This window comes from Ilyomonas limi (assembly GCF_005233845.1).
Lineage (GTDB): Bacteria > Bacteroidota > Bacteroidia > Chitinophagales > Chitinophagaceae > Ilyomonas > Ilyomonas limi.
Genome location: NZ_SZQL01000016.1, coordinates 1 through 17,353 on the forward strand (window position 1 = coordinate 1; position 17,353 = coordinate 17,353).

Sequence of the window (17,353 nt, forward strand, 5' to 3'; positions counted from 1 at the left end):
CACAAACGGCGAACGGCAATCCCTTTCAAATTGAAGAGAGCCGTTTAGTGGATAAAGCGGTAGGTGATAATCGAACTAACAAAACTCTACCTCCTAACTGACCGAAATAACGGGACGCTTACAAAAGCATTAAAAGAAAACCCCGCGGCAAAGCGGGGTTTTTATTTTTAAAATATAGATAAAAATTTATTTTAAACCACTAAAATGCTTCGTTTACAAATAATTCAACAAAACAGAAAGCTTATTATAAAAGCGTTTCTTATACACTGCTTTATACGCCATCTTGAGGTGGCTTTTATAAATTCCTCTTCACTCAAGACTTCCAGTTTGTCCGGCCCGTTTGCAAGTGCTTGCAATGCTGTTTTATCAGCAGGTTGTAGTTCGCCTGTAATGTCGCTTTCATTCTCAGTAAAGTAAACTATACCTACTTTTAATAGTTGTAGCAGTTGTTCATCATCAATAGCCTGCACCAATTGCAATACCTCACTTTCAACATCGGCTGCCGTAAATAGGCTTCTTCAAATATGCAAACTCGCTTTTGCGAAAGCAAAGCCTATCACCCCTCACTCCATTATCAACTGTTTATCAAAACCCAACGCTACCAATCGCTCATACGCCCGCCACACCTCATCCGGTATTTTCTGGTAAGTCTGAAAGCCTTTTTCGGGATAAATCTTAATGCGTTGTAAATCGCCTACCATAATATTAAGAACTTTTTCCAATGGTATGTCTTCGGTTGGATAATCTTCAAAAGCTATTTGGGATGAGGTAACTACAAACTGTTTACTTGGCCAATTTTTTTCAAACGTAGCAAGACTTCTCCTTTCCATATATGGCTTTTGCACAACAATGAATGTTTCCGGATCGAGCCCTTTTTCTTTTAGTAAGCGTTGCACCAGTTGTATATTTTCACCGGTATTGGTGGAACGGTTTTCAATCAGAATAGCTTCTTTTGGAACACCCTTTTCCATTGCGATACGGGCAAATAAATCCGCTTCCGTTTCTGTCCACATTCCTTCTGTTAATCTACCCAATCCGCCTGCAAAAATGAGTAGTGGCGCCCAGCCTTCTAGATACAATGCTGCTGCCCTGTCGGCCACTCTGGTGTCATGACTGCCCAAGGTTAAAATGCAATCAGATTTAACAAGCGTTTGATTGACGTGGTGATAATCCCAAATCTTTTTGGCTAATGCAATAACTTCTGTTGGTATCATAATTGAACGCGAATGTAAACAAGTAGGATAATGTTTACGCGCAGTTTTCTAAATGGCTCTGTGTTATAATTCCTTATGTTAGGGTATAATGTTTTGTCAAACTAAATGGAAATAAAGCATTGCGTCGTTCTCCCATCATAAATGGGATTAATAAGATAATTGTAGTACCTAACAGCTTAGTGCGGCTTTCCCCGATGTACAGGACAAATGTTACCGTAACCAAATTAAATGCAGTTTGGTAATTAAAATAGGCTTTGTTGCATGAATATATAATTTCTAAAGAATAATGATCAGAATGTAGATAAAGGTGATTTCGCCAACGTAAATCACCTCTTTTGTAACAACGCTGATTAAAGAATATTCATTTAAAAGCTGAATTTTTGAATAAAATATATTCATGCAACAAAGCCATTAAAATATATACCCTACATTAATTTAAAAGAATATCGCAAAACTTGCTGCTTTAGTTTCTGTTTTGATGTTGCCTAAAAAAATTGCTTTGTTACAGGAGCCGTTATATCCTACCATATTTCTATCTTCCTTTTGTCTCATCTGATAGCCGTTAACAGGGCCCTCTTTATAAAAAGTAAAGTTGGAGTATAATTCAAATTTATATCTGCTGTAAAAAATTAGATTGCGAACGGTACTCCCATTATTAAAGTTGCTTAATAATTCAACATCAGCGTTGTAGCGCGATGTTTTGCCGCCTTATGTATTGTCAATTGCCCCATAAAAACCTATCAAACCACTTTCTACTGCCCACTTTCTACTTTAGGAAAGTTATACTCCAGGTAATCTTTTGTCCTGAATTCCACAAAACCGGCGGTAGCAAAGTTGCCTTTGTCTGCAAAATAAGGTCCTTTATTAAAGTTTACTTTGTCTATCAATTCAGGAATAACAAAATGCAGATCTGCATATCCTTGTCCGTGTGCATGGCTTACTATGTTTACCGGCATTCCATCAACAAAAATATTAATATCTGTTCCATGGTCTAAATCAAATTCCCTGAGAAATCATTGTTCTGCTTTTCCTCCGCCTGCATGTTGCCCTATAAACAACCCCGGAACCATTCTTAATGCTTCCTGTGAGTTATTGATAGACCGTAAATGTATATCAAGGTCACTTATCGTCTTAAAGACACTGCCGTTTGCTATTGCAATTACCTCTACTTCTTCAAGGTCTGATACTTTGGGAGCTAAAAATGATAGAATATTTTCCAGTATCAGTAAGTGATGATACTGCTAATACCTTTGCCTCAAAGCCGATACAAGAAATAAACAATTTATCACATGAAACAGATAAGCTTCTTAAACTAATAAAGCTATTCTCATCTGCCAGAGCATTAAAACGGATATCTTCACTTTGAGCAAAAGCATCCTGAACAGGTACTTTAGTAACAGCATTAACAATATAAATGCCTTTGCTTATATTTTGAGAGAATGCTAAGCTGCTATCAGGTAAGAGAGAAAAAAAGAAAAGTATTTTAATTTCTCTATAGGATTTCTCATAAAATGACTCTTACATGCTGATAAAAGACTATTCAGCAAAGAAGAAAGAGAAAACAAACATCTTATTCTATTTATAAAATAATAATCCTTTCAACTGTCCAGTACGCTGCAATTAATGCAATGATGGCCGACATAGGATATACCAGCTTTCTTTTATAGGTAAGCCTTTTTCCAAAGGGTATTACAATCAACCCGAACACCATTAAAATGACAGCAATCTGACCGATCTCCACACCAAGGTTAAATGCAATGATGGATGAAAAAAAATTATTGCGCGGAAGCCCCACTTCATTTAAAGCACTCGCGAAACCCATACCATGCACAAGACCAAAGAAAAATACAATAAGCACCCGCCAGGGCTTTAACTCGCTTAGTATAATATTTTCGACAGCAACAAATACTATTGATAAAGAGATTACAGGTTCTATGAGCTGGGAAGGCGCAACAATGACGCTTTGCATACTAAGGGCAAGCGTAATAGAATGTGCAACCGTAAATGCAGAAGCCTGCCACAGGATAGTAGAAATTTTAGTACTTAACAGGCAAAGACTAATCACGAATAATATGTGATCCAGTCCATAAGGAACAATATGTGTAACGCCCATTTTAAAATAGAACCAAATCACATCTCCGGTTGGCGCTCTTTCCATGGTGATATTGATAGGGTGTGCTAACACTGGCAGCGCCAATAATATAAAGCACAGCAGTGCAGGTAATTGCTTATATAATGTGTTCTCCAACCTCATACCGGAACGGAATTATATTCTAATGGGCATTGCTGCTAAATGATATCCAGCATAAGAGCCCGTCTAAAATGGAACAGATAATATAATGAAAAGTAGCACCGTGTTCATAAAGAATGCACTCCTTATTAAACTAAAGTTTTTATAATGCCTGCAATATATTTTTACCTTCTGTTTTCAAGTGCTCAGTAATATTTGCATTTGTTTGTAATGCCGTCTGCAGTGTTGTTTTAGCCAGTGCTTTATTGCCTGCTTTTGCATAAATAAGTCCTGCACGGCAAAGCAATGTTGGGTTTTTACAATTGGTCTTAAGCGCAGCTTTAATGTAAGTAACGGCTTTCTGGTATTCGCCTTTCGAATAATACACCCAGGCAAGACACTCATTCACATCAATATTATCGGGGCGACGGTTGTATTCCAGCAAGGCATGTTTCTCTGCATCATCAACATCATTAATATTTAGGTAAGCATAAGCTAATTCCTTATCAACATAGTGACCAATATTTGCATCCTTCATACCACTTTCCGCATCTTTCGTCATAGCAGCAATCACTCCTTTTTCTATCGCATCGGCTTTGCTTTTGTTGCCTTGCTGACGGTACACTTCGGCTAAAGCTTCTTTAAAAGAGTAGTCCATTACCGAAGTATCTGCCTGCTGAAAATATTGAACAGCTTTAGTGTAATCTTTTTTAGCAGCAGCAATGCGCCCCAGGCCGGCGAGTGCATACGCGTAGCCTGGCCTTTCCTGTAAAGCAATAGTATAGTGCATTTCAGCATTAGCCAGATCGCCGGTGTTTTCGTACAAATGTCCTAATTGAATCCTTGCCCATTCGGTAGCTTCTTCACCAGGATAGCCGGCATCCACCGCCATCTTCATGGCTTCTATTGCGCCGGGATAATTACCATATATTTCACGCAAATAAGAAGCCCGTGAGTAAGAGCGTATATCTGGTCTTATTGACAACATTTTATCGGCATCATCCACCGCAGCTTTATAATTACCCATTTCTACATTACCATCTACACACAAGCCGTACACATAAGAGTTATAAGGACTGATAGCTTTAATTTTTTGTGCAAGTTCCAGCCCGTCTGCAAAATGATGTTGTGATAAGTACAACAGCGACTTTAGTAGCATAGCATCAAAATCGGTGGAATCAATGCTCAGGGCATCATTTACATATTTCATGGCAGCTTTGTCGTAATAAGTATAGTTGCCGGTTATACGTGCTTCCTGTATGTACAAAATAGCCAGCTTCGTTTTGGGTTTAACGTCTTCCGGATGGTTTTGGATAACCTCTATTAAGGCAACAGCCTGGTTTTTCACCTGCGGCCATGCAGGGTCTTTCGCAGCAATACCTTTTCTTTCGAGGATTACATAATTATCAGGTTCGTTGCCGGCGTTTTGCTGATATTTATAAATGATGAGAAAGAGCATGGAGATGGAGAAAACCACCATAGCAATGTATAATATATTCTTTTTCATACATGGGGTTATAGCTGTTAAGGAATAAAAGACCGCACCTGTTTATGCGGCCTTTTATTGCCTAACTATTGTTTATTGTTTAGTAACACGTACACTTTGCTGCAACTGCCCGTTGATAACTGCATTAACAAAGTAAACGCCACGTGCCACACCCGACGCATCCCACGTAAGTGAATAAGTACCTGTGTCTTGCTTCTGGTTCGTTAATACTTTTACCTGGTTGCCTTTTGCATCGTAAATAAGGATAGTAACACTGGAAGGCGTTGTAAGCCGGTATTTGATGGTACTGCTTGTTGTTACAGGATTAGGATAAGCCGACATAAAATACCGGGGAGCAGATATTTCTTTTCCGCTTATGCTATTAGTTATAGGAGCGGTCGATGGTATAGCTTCCTCCTGCTCTGGTTGCATGGTAGCATTGCAACTGCAGGTAGGGTTAATACCCGACCACGGCAATTGCTCGTAAGGAAAGCTCTTTCTGAAGGTAGTATCATTCTTGTAAACGCCGGTATTGTAACGCAACACTTTAATCAGGTCTGGTGTTACAAGGCTTTTACCGGTGTAATCATCATAAGGTAGGCCCAATACAGCAAGCACGATACCTCCTACCGCCTGCAGTTCAATACGCGTAACATCATCTTCCAGTCTTCTTCCATTGGGGAATCCATCCATGTTGGGTATCCATTGAATGTCTGTTGTTTGGTTATATTTAGGATCGAGTAAGCCGAAGACAGCAGCTCTCAGTAAACCTTCACGGCTAAAGAATGGATCATTTCTGGGCGTTGGCGGTACCGCCATGTTGAGGCGAAGCATATCACCGCCGTTGGGCAGGAAGTTGTTGATAAACGGCTTACCTGGTGCAAGCGGATTACCTGCTGGTTTGCCGGTAGCCAACTGGTAAGGACTCAGGTTAGGCACGCCTGTATTGAAGATAGGCCAAAGGTCAACCGATCTTGGCTGTCCCGGACCAGGCAACAATAAGGTACCAAACACAGCGTCATCCAGTGCAGTACCTGCAACAGCCGAAGTTCCTTTTAATGGATACAGACCGTTTTGACCATTACCAAAACCAAACGTACCTAAGGAGTTCTTCTGAACACGCAGCTTGCTAAAAGCCGGGATAGCACTGCCAAACTGAGCATCATCCATGTACAATGCCAGCTCGGGGTTATAGAAGTAATTGCCAAACTCATCTAAGTGCTGAAGGTCCTGATAAGGAGTCAAAGCATTCCAGTAGTCTTTGTCACCAATTGGCACTACTGCTTCATTGGTTAAAGGCATGCCTAATCTTGACACCTGTACCCAATCGCCTGTTTCTGTTTGAGTACCGTCGGTATTTAATACACGCATGCTTCTTCTGCTGGCGGAAGCCCATACACCAATTACAAAATCTCCATCCAAAATATTGGCAGCCTGGTCTGCCGTCTTGTGGTCTTTTTGCAGCTCAGCAATAGGAACCATTAACGCAATGGTAGATACATTTTTGCATTTCAGACCGTCTGATGGTGGTGTAGTTTGGCGCGGTGCATCGCCCAGGTCAAAAATACCGCCGAGATCAACAAAGAAAGGATCATCCACCGGACCTACAAACACATCTTCACCCGAGCTTGCTGTAGTGATGGCTTTGTTGAAAAGCTGCTGATAACTGCTGGCTCCCAAGCCTACAGGTGTACTAATGGAGCGTGGACCAATGTTGTAAGGTGCTACGTAACCGTCCGACTTAACAATACTAAAGCTCTTACCTCCGTCAGTGCTTTTTTCCATAGTGTAAGTGTTCTTCAGGTTTTCCTTACCAAGCCTGATGTTGAAAAATGTAGTAGGGTCTTCGTTGGTACGCTTAAAAGTAAAGCGGTAAACAATGTCATCGCCCGGAGTGTTGATGTTATTATCAATATGGATTTCGTAGCGGATGTTCTCTCCAAAATGATAATAATTAGGTCCTCCAAATGGCAATTGTCCGGGAATGTAATTGGCAATGATGCATATCTTATCCGGCTGGTCGGGGCTGCGGAAAGCATACACATCGGTGTTGTCGGCCAACGGGTCGTCGGCAATCATAGGAGCTTCCCTGTGGCTGGATGACATCAGGATGCCGGACAGCATCACAATGGCCAGTGCAGGAAGCCAACCTCCCATGCTGAGTTTTTTTTGCATAAATGATTAGTTTAAGCGAATGAGGAGATATGGTTTGAAATCGAAAGCGGGTACAGCAATCGTTCTTTAACATAAAATTACGAAATCTGATTGTTTTTGGATTTTGAAATAAAAAAATATTTACAACTTAATCCAGGCTCAGCCTGCAGTTTAAAACTGCTGGAAATACCATGGTTTTCGGGAGTGTGAGCTACTGCAGGACATACTGGAAAACCCTTTACTACTACCGGAAAATTATTGAAAACCAACTCATCAGGTTTACATTATACAGTGTATCAGCGCAGCGCAGGAGCACAAAGGAGAATGTTTTGTGTTTCTAAATGGCATTGTATTGGTGAGCCTAATGTTGCTCCTGCATTTTTAAAAATAATGATATGCGTTTCAGCAATAAAGTATGTATCGTTACCGGTGCCGGTTCGGGCATTGGCAGAGCTACCGCACAGCGCCTCGCTGCTGAAGGTGGTAACATAGTAATAGCCGACCGCGATGAACAAGGCGGCAACGAAACAGTGAATTTAATTACCCAAAAAAATGGCAATGCCCTTTTTGTTAAGTGCGATGTAGGTGACGAATCAGCCATAAAAACAACTATAGATGTTGCCCTTGCCAAATGGGGTAAAATAGATGTGGTAATAAATAATGCTGCTATGATGACTTTCAAAAAAATTGTTGACCTCCGCGCTGATGAATGGGACAGGTTGATGCACGTAAACATGCGCGCTGTTTTTTTGTTTTGCAAATACAGCATACCGCACATGAACGGCGGTGCGGTAGTAAATATCAGCTCGGTACATGCACACGAAACCACGGCTAACGTGATCCCGTATGCCAGCAGCAAAGGTGCTATGGAATCTTTTGTGCGCGGCGCCAGTCAGGAATATCCGGCTTCGCAGGTGAGATTTAATTGCGTGGCGCCAGGTGCAGTAGATACGCCCATGCTTTGGAACAATCCCAACGTAAAAAGTGGTGCAGAAAAAATAACCGGCGCCATTGGCAAGCCCGAAGAACTCGCGGCTGCCATTGCTTTTATGGCGTCGGATGAAGCTTCTTTTGTAAACGGCACCACGCTGGTAGTTGATGGTGCACGATTAGCCGTTTTATAAGCCTTATGTATGAGTAATTTATTATCGGAACAATTCATGTTTGCCACAGGTATCGAGAATAGTTACCCAACTATTTTATTACCCAACGGTATGAAAAAAAGAGTGGATGAAATGGCTAAAACAGATCACTATACTCATTGGGAAAAGGACTTTGAATTGACTGCTTCGCTGGGCATCAGTTTTTTACGGTATGGTCCGCCTTACTTTAGCACGCATGTAGGTCCCGGCAAGTACGATTGGGACTTTACCGATAAGACATTTGCCAGATTAAGAGAACTGAACATCTCGCCTATTGTAGATCTGTGCCATTTTGGTGTACCCGACTGGATTGACAATTTTCAGAATCCGGATTTTCCCGCATTATTTGCTGAATATGCACAGGCATTTGCGGAGCGTTTTCCTTATCTGCAATATTATACGCCTGTGAATGAAATATTTATTGCAGCTACTTTTTCTGCCTTATATGGCTGGTGGAACGAACGGCTTACGAGCGAGCAGGGGTTTGTAACGGCACTGAAGCATTGCTGCAAAGCCAATGTTATGGCCATGCAGGCTATATTGAAAGTGCAGCCCAATGCTATCTTTATACAAAGTGAATCATCGGAATTTTTTCATACTTCCAAGCCCGAAGCCGTCAATATAGCCAACTTTTTGAATGAGAAACGGTTTCTCTCGCTTGATCTCATTTATGGTTATCCGCTTCCTTCAAGAATGTATGAGTTTTTGCTGGATAACGGCATGACGAGAGAAGAATACCATTGGTTTGAAAACAACCAGGTAAACGCCCGTTGTATCATGGGCAATGACTATTACATCACCAATGAACATTTAGTACACTCCGATGGCAGAACAGAGCCTTCGGGAGAGATATTTGGCTATTATGTAATAACACACCAATACTACAGCCGCTACCGGCTACCGGTAATGCACACCGAAACCAACAGAGTAATGCCCGACTCGGTAAACTGGCTGTATAAAGAATGGGCAAACGTACACCAGCTTAAACGTGATGGCGTGCCGGTGATAGGCTTTACCTGGTATAGCCTGCTGCACCAAGTGGACTGGGATACTGCCTTACGTGAGGATAACGGATGTGTAAACGAATTAGGCTTATTTGACCTGCAGCGCAATATTATGCCCGTGGGCGAAGCGTATAAAAAACTGATCCGCCAATGGAAAGATGTACTGGCTGCAGAAAGCTATGGATTGAATTATTGAGGGAAAAACTTCTTTGTTTTTATACTGATTTGCTGCGTGTCTTCGCCGGCAAGTATAAAAAAAGCAGGGGTACATCAACATTTACACTACAAGATAAATAGTCCCACCAACCAACAAGCCATTGATGAAGGATCATAATACAAAACTTACTATTTTGCCCACTGCTGAAAAAAGTTATGTACAATTAATGAATAATGACTTAGGAGTGGGTATTTAATTTCTTTTGAAAAAAAATAAATTATTAGTTTTAAATATTCTATATGGCTGCTGTTTTAGAACCGTTTCCTGAAATACAAAGTCCACGATGCTTGCACAATGCAGCAATGTATATTCTCTTCTATCTTTTATGTTAAAAGGCAGTACCCCAACAACTATAGCGTCAATTCACCCCAGCCTTTACGGTACTTCCTTTTTACAAACTGGTTGGCAAGTTCAAAATTGGTGATGCGCATGTTTTCGCCATCCCATTTATAGGCAATATATCTTCCCGGCGTAGTGTTGTTATTGTCTTTCCCTTTTACCTGCAGGTTGAAGCTTCGCAACAGCAAATTGCCCATCAGCACTGTTTCGGTAAGCGGACCTGCATAACCAACAAAAGGCGAATCCACTTCGGCATTGCCATAACCTGCAATACAGGCATCTACCCATTGCCACCAATGTCCATCCATATCGCCTTCTACACGCGGGTATTTTTTGGGTACATTCACATCTTTATTCCGCGAAAGCGGTAATAATCTTGGATGAGTGCCACCCCAGCCGCAGGAGATTTTTCCTTTAGTTCCTATAAATAAAGTGCCGCCTTCATAGTCGTTTGCTTCGGGTGTATCGGCGAGTGCAGTATTCTCATTTACATCTGCATCCAATTCTTCCGGCCGGTCAGGTACAAGACCTCCATCCATCCAGTAGAGTTGTAGGTCACGCCCGTCTTTTAGTTTAAAAGTATAGCGCAGCTTACTTGCCGGCGGTATGCTTTCAGGGAAAAAAGCTTCTTCAAAAATGCCGGAGTATATCGTAACTGCACTGCAGGTTACTTGGGTAGGATAACCAAGATTAAACAACTTAAACGCAGGTCCAATAATGTGACAACCCATATCGCCAAGCGCACCAGTGCCAAAGCGCCACCAGCCACGCCAATTGAAAGGCACCAGGTTGTCTATATAATCTATATATTCTGCCGTACCCAGCCATAAGTCCCAGTTCAATTCTTTTGGGACTGGCGGATGTTGGGTTGGCCAGGGAATGCCTTGCGGCCATACCGGGCGGTTTGTCCAGTTATATACCTTTTCAATGTCGCCTATCAGCCCGGCATCAAACCATTCGCGTAAGGTGCGCATCCCATCGCACGAAGCACCCTGATCTCCCATTTGTGTAACTACTTTATATTTATCGGCAGCCTGTGTTAATATGCGTGCTTCGTAAATATCGTGGGTTAACGGTTTTTGCAAATACACATGCTTACCCATCTTCATTGCATGTAAAGCTACAATGGCATGATTATGATCGGGTATGGCAATAGAAACAGCATCGAAATTCTTTGCTTCTTTATCATACAGTTCGCGCCAGTCGTGGTAAAATTTTGCCTGCGGAAATTCTTTTCTGCGCGGCGCGGCCATACGGTCGTCCACATCGCAAAGACAGGCAATCACTGCATTCTTTTTTGGAGCCGTAGCATAATGATGAATATCGTTGGCACCCTCGCCACCACAGCCAACAGCAGCAATGTAAAGTTTATCGCTGGGTGCCGTGTAGCCTTTGCCACCCAACACATGGCGCGGAATAATGTAAAGACCGGCAGCAGTTACGGCTGTGTTTTTAATAAAATCTGCACGACTTAGTTTAGTGTTATTTGGTTGTTTCATAGTGGCGGCATTTAGCAATATATTGATGGTGTTGCAGCGTTACATGCTTTATAACTTTATACGATTTACTATACATAATTAAGTACATTCAAATAATTAGTTTAAAGTAATGCAGAAGATGCAGGCAGCTCAGTCATTCCGGAATTGCGTCCGGTCACAACACCGTTATTTGCAATTAGAAGGGCGCTTTGCCCGGAATCTGTGGCAGCTTTGGTTAAAACTAATTTCCTTGATACATTTAATAAAGCTGCAATTACCCAATATTAAGTAATCGTTGAATAATAATAGAACTAAAGTAAAATGCAACTTACAGCAACAATGCAACTTACTGAGATAAAATGATACAATACTTAAATAATCTGCAGACTTTGTTTGCGCAGCTCAAATAATATAATTGAAACAGCTATACGCTTGTTTATCCATCACAGTAGTAATCGGTTATTTGTTGCGGTGTTAGTTGTTCATCAGGCATAAGCAAGCATTTTATGCAGCCGAATGTGAGTAACAGCAGTACAATTATCCATTTTTCAAAAAAAGCAATACAACAATTTTGCTTTTACCTTTACACCGTTTTCATGCTGCATTATACATAGCAGCATTTGTTTTTTATAAATACACACCTATGAAGTCTTTTTTTGCTTTTTTACTTCTTGCCACCTGCTTGTTTACGCCTCAGCGCTCGGCTGCATGGGGTATGTTAGGACATCGTATTACCGGGCAAATTGCAGAAAGTTATTTAACTCCAAAAGCTAAAAAAGCTATTCATGCCATACTTGGCGATTCCATGATTGCTATGTCGAGCAACTGGGCAGATTTTATTAAATCCGACAGTACCCTACGCTATTTAGATCGCTGGCATTATATTGATTTTGAAGATAACATCAGTTATGAGGCAATGCAGACTTATTTAAACAAAGACACTGTAACAGATGCTTACACACAGTTACAATTTCTTACAGCGCAGCTTAAGAATAAAAAATTACCATTAGATACACAGCGTTTTTACCTGCGTATGTTGATACATATTGTTGAAGACCTGCACCAGCCAATGCATGTAAGCCGCGAAGCAGATTTGGGTGGCAATAAAATAAAAGTGCTGTGGTTTGGCGAGCATACCAACCTGCACAGCGTATGGGACGAAAAATTAATTGCATACCAACAGCTTGGTTATACCGAATATGCCAATGTTCTCAATCATACTACCAAACAACAGGTAAAGGATTGGCAGCAGCAACCTGTTAGCCAATGGTTGTTTGAGTCCTATACCATTGCACAACAATTATACAGCGAGATAATACAACCTGACCAAAAGCTGAGTTATCGTTACAATTTCGACCATGTTGCAACATTAAACCAACAGTTGTTGAAGGGTGGTGTGCAATTGGCAGGATTACTGAATAGTATTTTTGGATAAAAAATTTGTTCACAGATAACACCGATGAACACTGATGAAATAAGGAGTTGAACTACGAAGACACAAGGGACACGAAGGATGTAATAAGAAATACTTCTTATATCGTACTTATTCTGAGCTTTTGTTATGTTATTCTCTTATAACCAATATCGAATAGTTCTAAATTAGCTGTACTCCCTGTGTCATCTGTTAGAAAATAAAAAAATCAAATTTTACATTTCCATAATTATACCGTCATATGCTGGCACAATAATTATAACCTTTGATATTAAAAACAGAACAACACATGAAACGTTTATTTTTTTTAGTAGCTTGTTGCGTAGCTTTAGTGGTAAGTGCCCATGCACAGTTAAGAAAAATTCCTGCCGAAGCAACAAACGCCTTAAAAGCTAAATTTCCAAATGCACAAAAGGTAGAATGGAAAGACAAGCTTACTTATTTTGAAGCCAGTTTTGATAATAATGGAATAGCCACTACTGCCGATTTTTCCAACAAAGGCGAATGGCAGCAAACCGAAACCGCTCTGACCTGGGAAGAAACACCGGCGGCCATAAAGGATGGCTTTAAAAAAAGCAAATATGCCGATGCGGATGATTGGAAAATGGGTGATACTGTAACAAAAATTGTAAAAAGTGATAATAGCACGCATTATCGCATTTATGTAGATAAGGTGGATGGTATTCAAAAGAAGTATTTATACTTTAATACCAACGGACAGTTGGAGAAAGATGCCCTGACATTATAAAAAAATGGAAATATTTCATAAAGCCTGCTAATTGTAAGCAGGCTTTTTTAGTTTGCGCCCATGAATAGAATTTTTGTAACGCTTATTGTCCTTTTTCTTTTTATTTCATTGGCGCAGGCACAGCCCGATCGCTGGCAGCAGCGTGTTAAATACAACATCAATGTGCAGATGAATGTGGCAACCAACCAGTTTTCCGGAGTGGAAAAAATAAGCTATACCAACAACTCGCCCGATACGCTCAATCGCTTGTTTTTTCATACCTACTGGAATGCTTTTCAGCCCAACAGCATGATGGATGTACGCAGCCGCGAACTGGGTAAAACCGTACTGGGTACAACTGCCAGCGGACAGGAAGTACGCGATTGGGATTCGCGCGTTAAAGACCGCATCAGTAAGCTGCAACCAGATGAAATTGGGTATCAGCATGTAACCTCTATCCTCATTAACAATCAACCTCAGCAGTTGGTAGATCACGAAACAATATTGGAAGTAAAACTAAACAAACCCATTTTGCCACACACCACCACCAACATGACCGTTGCCTTTGAGGCACAGGTGCCTGTACAGATCCGTCGCAGTGGTCGGGATAATGCCGAGGGTATTCGGTATAGTATGAGCCAATGGTATCCAAAAATAGCAGAATATGACTATCAGGGCTGGAATGCAAATCCATATATTGCCCGCGAATTCTATGGCGTGTGGGGCGATTATGATGTAAACATTACAATAGATAAAAATTATTTGCTGGCTGCCACCGGCACGCTGCAAAACGCTAATGAAATTGGCTATGGTTACCAAAACGGTGCAGCGCCTGCCAAAATAGCTCCGGTGCAAACCACTGATCCTACCCTTACGTGGCGTTTTGTTGCGCAAAATGTACACGATTTTGTATGGGCAGCCGATACTGCTTTTACCATGATTAAAAAGCAAACAGCTAATGGTAATGGCCCGCTGTTGTATATCGTTTATAAAAAAGTAGATTCTTTGGAGAGCAAATGGCAGCAAATGGCAGACACCGTACAGCTGGTTTATCCATACATTGCTAAGACCTTTGGACCGTATCCTTACAAAAACTATTCTTTTATACAAGGTGGCGATGGTGGTATGGAATACCCGATGGCTACTTTAATAAAAAGCCCCAGCATTGGTACCGCTTTGCACGAATGGATGCATAGCTGGTACCAGGGAATGATGGGAAGTAACGAAAGCCTCTATCCGTGGATGGATGAAGGCTTTGCTACGTATGCCGAACTTCGTATTAGCGGGAACATGCGCAATAGCCCGGATTTTTGGTTTGCTAATGCGTATAAAAGCTATTACCGCCTTGTACAAAGTGGCCGTGAAGAGCCAATGACTACACATGCCGACTTTTACAATACTAATTATGCGTATGGACAGGCAGCTTACTCCAAAGGTTGCGTGTTTCTGGAGCAATTGGGGTATATTGTTGGTCAGCAGGCACTGGATAAACTTTTATTAGCCTATTACAATACCTGGCGTTTTAAACATCCCAATCCAAACGACTTTATTCGCATAGCAGAAAAAGAAAGTAACATGGAATTGCAGTGGTATAAAGAGAATTGGGTATATACCACCAAAACAATTGACTATGCGTTGGGTAATGCCAATACAGATAGTAACGGCAATGCAGTGATTACGTTGAAACGTATTGGTGAAATACCCATGCCGGTTGATGTGCTTATTACTTATCGCGATGGAAGTAGAGAGTTGCACTATGTGCCGCTGAGCCTGATGTATGGTGCAAAAAAAGCAGAAGATTCTACCGCATTTGTTGTGCATCCCGAATGGAAATGGACACACCCGGAATATGCTTTACCTATTACGCACAAAGTACAGGATATTAAAGAAATTGAAATAGATCCCAGCCAACGTTTAGCAGATATAAACAGGGTGAATAATAAGATTGTGATTCCGTAGTACACACCGTTATTTACATTACGTGAAGTTTTTGGCACGTGTTAGTGAAAGATGCCTGTACCCGTTATTGTGAGCACAGCGAAGCAATGTACTATTCCTTAAATTATTTTTGACGGTTTAGTTTGAACTTTATACTTGTTCTTTATCATCATGGATGCATATTTTGATTGTATTATTACCTACGGCTTGCTTCGCTATCGTTCGCAATGAAGCTCATTCACCTTTTAAATACATATAAGCATCTGAAATTTATTTTGCTTATACTAAACTCATGTATGCAACAGTGTACTGAGCAGTAAAACAGAACAGCAAAACCACTAGTATTTACCATTATTTTGTTTCATACATACATTACGCAGCCGCCGGTACACCGCTCAAAATGATGCAGCGTACCGGCGGTCATCTTTTTATAAAAACATTACACTATTCCGCTATTTTTGAGCAGGTACTTATTGCATCAATAATATTATCAATCATACAAATACATTTATGAAAAAATTAAAAACTACTGTTTGTGTTATCTTACTTGCATTTGCAAGTTTTATGGCTGCTGCACAAAATACCGGCAATAAAAAATGCAATGTACTGGCTTATTATACCGGCGGTGCGGCTGAAATAGATAATTACAATATCTCCGGGCTTACGCATATTATCTTTAGCTTTACGCATTTGCAAGGCAATAAGCTGCATGTAGATAACGCAAAAGATACCATCACTATCCGTAAACTGGTTTCGCTAAAAAAACAATATCCCGGACTTAAAATCATTTTTTCGATGGGTGGCTGGGGCGGTTGCAAAGAATGTTCTGCCGTGTTTAATACTGATGCTGGCAGAAAAGAATTTGCGGCTTCATCCAAACAATTATTACAATATTTTGATGCAGATGGATTGGATTTGGATTGGGAATATCCCACCATTAGCGGCTTTCCTGGTCACCAGTTTTTGCCCGAAGACAAGCACAACTTTACTATGCTGCTCCAGGAGTTGCGAAAAGCATTTGTTAATAAATACGAATTAAGTTTTGCGGCCGGTGGTTTTACCGATTTTATATTACGCTCGGTAGAATGGGACCAGATTATGCCGCTGCTCGACCGTGTAAACCTGATGACTTACGATTTGGTGCATGGTTTTTCTACTACCAGCGGGCATAGTACGCCATTGTATTCAACACCATACCAACGTGAGAGCGGCGATAATGCCGTTCGCATGTTAGACTCGATGCGTGTGCCGCTAAACAAACTGGTACTGGGCGCTGCTTTTTATGCCCGCATCTTTCAGGTACAGGATAGTTTGAATAACGGATTGTATCGCCCTTGCAAGTTTCTTCGCGGCGTGGATTATAAGAATATGGATACCCAGATTTTGAATGATACCAACTATCATTACTATTGGGATAGCATTGCTCATGCTCCTTACTTTTTTAACGACAAAGAAAACTTGCTGGTAACGTTGGATAACAAACAATCAGTTGCCGAAAAAACACAGTACGTGATTGATAAGGGTATGGATGGAATTATGTTTTGGGAGTTGACGGGTGATGTGCCACGCAACGGATTGTTGCAGGCAATTGATACAGTGGCAGAAAAAAAATGAAGAAAGTTGTTTAGGGAAAGTATTCCGTCATTGCAAACAAAATGAAGGACGCTGTTGGTTAGTTTTATTTACATTTAAAAGGTCAAAATGCCTTTTACCATGGATGAATATTTTGGCCGATACATCAAACGATATTACATATTTAGTGAGAAAAACAACTTTTGAAGAGAACGTTGTGTTAGATTATAAGAAAAGACAGCAGTTTTACTATCCAGACAAAGTAAGCCTGGACTCAACTAAAGTATGGTTTTATAAAAAACGAAAGAATAGCGGCACATAATATAAGTCTTGCTGTCATAGCGGCTAGAAGATTATGTGCAGAACATAAGAAATTCTATTAAACTATATATCTTTATCCATACTGACGTGCAAGCATGC

General features: G+C 40.8%; 12 protein-coding genes. 6 read left to right on the forward strand and 6 right to left on the reverse strand.

The features are described from left to right. Positions 1–563: 563 nt before the first annotated feature. The 5 genes from FC093_RS17760 to FC093_RS17780 all read right to left on the reverse strand — a co-directional run bounded on the left by FC093_RS17760 (position 564) and on the right by FC093_RS17780 (position 7,105). Entirely contained in the window at positions 564–1,214 is a 651-nt protein-coding gene (locus FC093_RS17760; protein WP_137263160.1) for a YdcF family protein, read from the reverse strand. A gap of 752 nt (positions 1,215–1,966) precedes the next feature. After that, positions 1,967–2,170 (reverse strand): hypothetical protein, encoded by a 204-nt coding sequence (locus FC093_RS24110; RefSeq protein ID WP_206106612.1) that lies wholly within the window; start codon positions 2,168–2,170, stop codon positions 1,967–1,969. A gap of 623 nt (positions 2,171–2,793) precedes the next feature. Next, positions 2,794–3,468 (reverse strand): HupE/UreJ family protein, encoded by a 675-nt coding sequence (locus FC093_RS17770; protein WP_137263161.1) that lies wholly within the window; start codon positions 3,466–3,468, stop codon positions 2,794–2,796. A 139-nt stretch (positions 3,469–3,607) separates the two neighbouring features. Continuing rightward, complete coding sequence (locus tag FC093_RS17775) at positions 3,608–4,951, reverse strand: tetratricopeptide repeat protein (protein WP_137263162.1); 1,344 nt, start codon at positions 4,949–4,951, stop codon at positions 3,608–3,610. Positions 4,952–5,023: 72 nt separating this feature from the next. Continuing rightward, on the reverse strand, positions 5,024–7,105 hold the full coding sequence (locus tag FC093_RS17780) for a DUF4331 family protein (protein WP_206106613.1): 2,082 nt from the start codon (positions 7,103–7,105) through the stop codon (positions 5,024–5,026). A gap of 374 nt (positions 7,106–7,479) precedes the next feature. Between FC093_RS17780 and FC093_RS17785 the strand changes: the two genes are divergently transcribed. Then, on the forward strand, positions 7,480–8,208 hold the full coding sequence (locus tag FC093_RS17785; protein ID WP_137263163.1) for an SDR family NAD(P)-dependent oxidoreductase: 729 nt from the start codon (positions 7,480–7,482) through the stop codon (positions 8,206–8,208). 9 nt (positions 8,209–8,217) lie between these two features. Beyond that, the gene (locus FC093_RS17790) at positions 8,218–9,426 is read left to right on the forward strand and encodes a family 1 glycosylhydrolase (protein ID WP_137263164.1); all 1,209 of its coding nucleotides are present in this window, start codon (positions 8,218–8,220) and stop codon (positions 9,424–9,426) included. 371 nt (positions 9,427–9,797) lie between these two features. Here FC093_RS17790 and FC093_RS17795 read toward each other — a convergent pair whose 3' ends face one another. Then, positions 9,798–11,285: a Gfo/Idh/MocA family protein gene (locus tag FC093_RS17795; RefSeq protein WP_137263165.1), complete on the reverse strand. Its 1,488-nt coding sequence runs from the start codon at positions 11,283–11,285 to the stop codon at positions 9,798–9,800. 622 nt (positions 11,286–11,907) lie between these two features. On the opposite strand from FC093_RS17795, the gene FC093_RS17800 reads away from it, so the two are divergent. From FC093_RS17800 to FC093_RS17815, 4 genes are all read left to right on the forward strand, one after another. Continuing rightward, positions 11,908–12,699, forward strand: coding sequence for a S1/P1 nuclease (locus FC093_RS17800; RefSeq protein WP_137263166.1), 792 nt, complete (start codon positions 11,908–11,910; stop codon positions 12,697–12,699). A gap of 286 nt (positions 12,700–12,985) precedes the next feature. Then, the gene (locus FC093_RS17805; protein ID WP_137263167.1) at positions 12,986–13,444 is read left to right on the forward strand and encodes a PepSY-like domain-containing protein; all 459 of its coding nucleotides are present in this window, start codon (positions 12,986–12,988) and stop codon (positions 13,442–13,444) included. 60 nt (positions 13,445–13,504) lie between these two features. Further along, positions 13,505–15,382: a M1 family metallopeptidase gene (locus FC093_RS17810; protein WP_137263168.1), complete on the forward strand. Its 1,878-nt coding sequence runs from the start codon at positions 13,505–13,507 to the stop codon at positions 15,380–15,382. A gap of 489 nt (positions 15,383–15,871) precedes the next feature. Then, positions 15,872–16,975, forward strand: coding sequence for a glycoside hydrolase family 18 protein (locus FC093_RS17815; protein WP_137263169.1), 1,104 nt, complete (start codon positions 15,872–15,874; stop codon positions 16,973–16,975). The last annotated feature ends 378 nt before the right edge of the window (positions 16,976–17,353 follow it).

Coding starts and splice junctions, on each gene's coding strand:
- FC093_RS17785 (WP_137263163.1), top strand. CDS start 7,480: ATGCGTTTCAGCAATAAAGTATGTATCGTTACCGGTGCCGGTTCGGGC.
- FC093_RS17800 (WP_137263166.1), top strand. CDS start 11,908: ATGAAGTCTTTTTTTGCTTTTTTACTTCTTGCCACCTGCTTGTTTACG.
- FC093_RS17815 (WP_137263169.1), top strand. CDS start 15,872: ATGAAAAAATTAAAAACTACTGTTTGTGTTATCTTACTTGCATTTGCA.
- FC093_RS17810 (WP_137263168.1), top strand. CDS start 13,505: ATGAATAGAATTTTTGTAACGCTTATTGTCCTTTTTCTTTTTATTTCA.
- FC093_RS17770 (WP_137263161.1), bottom strand. CDS start 3,468: ATGAGGTTGGAGAACACATTATATAAGCAATTACCTGCACTGCTGTGC.
- FC093_RS17790 (WP_137263164.1), top strand. CDS start 8,218: ATGAGTAATTTATTATCGGAACAATTCATGTTTGCCACAGGTATCGAG.
- FC093_RS17775 (WP_137263162.1), bottom strand. CDS start 4,951: ATGAAAAAGAATATATTATACATTGCTATGGTGGTTTTCTCCATCTCC.
- FC093_RS17805 (WP_137263167.1), top strand. CDS start 12,986: ATGAAACGTTTATTTTTTTTAGTAGCTTGTTGCGTAGCTTTAGTGGTA.
- FC093_RS17795 (WP_137263165.1), bottom strand. CDS start 11,285: ATGAAACAACCAAATAACACTAAACTAAGTCGTGCAGATTTTATTAAA.
- FC093_RS17780 (WP_206106613.1), bottom strand. CDS start 7,105: ATGCAAAAAAAACTCAGCATGGGAGGTTGGCTTCCTGCACTGGCCATT.
- FC093_RS17760 (WP_137263160.1), bottom strand. CDS start 1,214: ATGATACCAACAGAAGTTATTGCATTAGCCAAAAAGATTTGGGATTAT.
- FC093_RS24110 (WP_206106612.1), bottom strand. CDS start 2,170: ATGCCGGTAAACATAGTAAGCCATGCACACGGACAAGGATATGCAGAT.